The following is a 2225-nucleotide window of genomic DNA, read 5'->3' as shown; positions in this document are numbered from 1 at the left end:
GCTCCGGCACGCCGTTCCGGCAGATGGCGGAGCGGGAGGCGTCCCTCGGGCGACGACTCGACTACGCCGTCGTGGGGATCTCGCAGCCGGGCAACACCCGCGCGCTGTTCGACGAGGCCGAGTGCCTCGGTGTGCGGTACCTGCTCGACGACGAGTGCGGCGTGCTGTCGATGCCCGCCGTGGAGCGCTTCGTGCAGGAGTTCCTCGGCGGGATCGACGCGCTCTACCTCACGATCGATCTCGACGTGCTGCCCGCGGCCGTCGCCCCCGGCGTCTCCGCGCCGGCGGGCCTGGGCGTTCCGCTCGAGGTGATCTCGCGGGTGTGCGACGTGGTGGCCGCGAGCGGCAAGCTCCGCCTCCTCGACGTCGCCGAGCTCAACCCGTCGCTGGATGTCGACAACCGCACGGCCCGCACCGCCGCCCGCCTCATCCACCGCATCGTCACCCGCCGCTGAGAGTCCGTCGCGATGGCATCGCCCCGCTCCAGTCGGAGTGAGGGGCGATCGCGACAGCCATGCGTGCCGCTCAGTGTGATTCTGGAGCTGCCGCGGTCGTGTCACCGGCCCGAGACACTTTCTTAGCTGGGGAGTCTCTGGTGCTGACGCCGCTGCGGTGGTTGGGTTCAGTTCACCGGGCATCTGGCTCTATGCGCGCCTGCCGCCCCGCTCGTTCAGGGCTGGTCACCATGCGTTTTGCCGGTGCTCGGTGAGCTGGAACCGACCGGCGTGACTTGATAGGAGCGTGGCACCGCCCCCACTGAGATGTGTCCGCCGGCCGGTCCAACCATCCACCTCACAGGTTTGGGAGGCAACCACCATGGTTGTAGTTGGAACCGATGTACACAAGCGCACGCACACCTTCGTCGCCGTCGATGACGTCGGCCGCAGGCTCGGCGAGAAGGTCGTCGCGGCCACCACGGTCGGGCATCAGAAGGTGATCCGTTGGGCGAGGTCCGAGTTCGGAACCGATCTGACCTGGGGAATCGAAGACTGTCGGCAGATGTCCGCCCGTCTCGAACGTGACCTGCTGTCCGCCGGGCAGCACGTGGTGCGGGTCCCGGCGAAGCTGATGGCCCAAGTCCGCGCCTCCGCCCGAACCCGGGGCAAGTCCGACCCGATCGACGCTCTCGCCGTCGCCCGCGCGGTGCTCCGGGAGCCGGACCTGCCGGTCGCGTCCCATGATGAGCGGTCCCGCGAGCTGAAGCTGCTGGTCGACCGCCGCGAGGACCTGGTCAAGATCCGCACCGCGATGATCAACCGGCTGCGGTGGCATCTGCACGAGCTCGAGCCCGGCCGGGAACCGAAGCCGCAGACCTTGGACTGCCGCAAACATCGGACCGCGATCCGCGAGTGGCTCACCACCCAAACCGGGTTGGTCGCTGAGCTCACCCTCGACGAACTCACCGACATCGACCGCCTCACCGAGCAGATCAACACCCTGGCCAGACGCATCGAGAAGGCCTCTGCCGCAATCGCTCCTGCCCTCCTTGAACTGCCCGGATGCGGAGCGTTGACCGCCGCCAAGATCGTCGGCGAGACCGCAGGGATTCAACGGTTCCGCACCGAAGCCGCCTACGCCCGGCACACCGGGGTTGCCCCGATCCCCGTCTGGTCCGGCAGCACCAACGGTCGCGTCCGGATGACCCGAACCGGCAACCGGCAACTGAACTGCGCCCTGCATCGGATCGCGATCACCCAGATCCGCATGCCCGACAGCCGCGGCCAGATCTACTACCGCAAGCGCCTCGCCGCCGGCGACACCAAACGCGAAGCCCTCCGCTGCCTCAAACGACGACTAGCCCGCACCGTCTTCAACACCCTCAGAACCGACGCGAAAGCAGCCCCCGACACCGCCCTCCCGACCGCCGCTTGACATAGGAGAAACGCATGGCCCATGAGCCCCCAGGTCAGGCGGAATCTTTCCGCGAGTCGCCCAAAGCGCCGCACGTAACCCCCGCACAACCGCCCCCACGCGGCGTCGCCGGGGCGTGGGGGACGTTTCCTCCCCCACCGGAAGCCGCTCCCCTCGCGGGGGACCAGCCGTCCCCCACGCGGCGTCGACGTGCCCCACGCCGCGACGCGGCGGCGAGTCAGGCCGGTGCTGCAGCCTGGGGCTTTCATGTCATGCGTGGCACGCATGACTCCGCAGACTGAGCAACCGCCCCGGTGCCCCGCGGCGTGCCGTCGGGCTACCAGCCGTTGACGTGCAGGACGGTCTCGAGCGGG

At 69.1% G+C, this 2225-nt stretch carries 2 protein-coding genes; both read left to right on the top strand.

The features are described from left to right. Positions 1–455, top strand: a 455-nt coding sequence (locus IJH84_RS16345; protein WP_295145911.1) for an arginase family protein, incomplete at its 5' end; no start/stop codon positions are given. Between the two features lie 361 nt (positions 456–816). Continuing rightward, positions 817–1872, top strand: a complete 1056-nt coding sequence (locus IJH84_RS16340; RefSeq protein WP_295145913.1) for an IS110 family transposase — start codon at positions 817–819, stop codon at positions 1870–1872. Positions 1873–2225: the final 353 nt, after the last annotated feature.

It is taken from the genome of Saccharopolyspora sp. (assembly GCF_017434145.1).
Taxonomy (GTDB): Bacteria; Actinomycetota; Actinomycetes; order Mycobacteriales; family Pseudonocardiaceae; genus Saccharopolyspora_C; species Saccharopolyspora_C galaxeae.
The sequence above is the reverse complement of the archived record's forward strand: the minus strand, read 5'-3'. Positions and strand labels throughout refer to the sequence as shown.

What these genes read in the sequence shown, in the direction of transcription:
- IJH84_RS16340 (WP_295145913.1), top strand. Translation starts at nt 817, where the DNA reads ATGGTTGTAGTTGGAACCGATGTACACAAGCGCACGCACACCTTCGTC.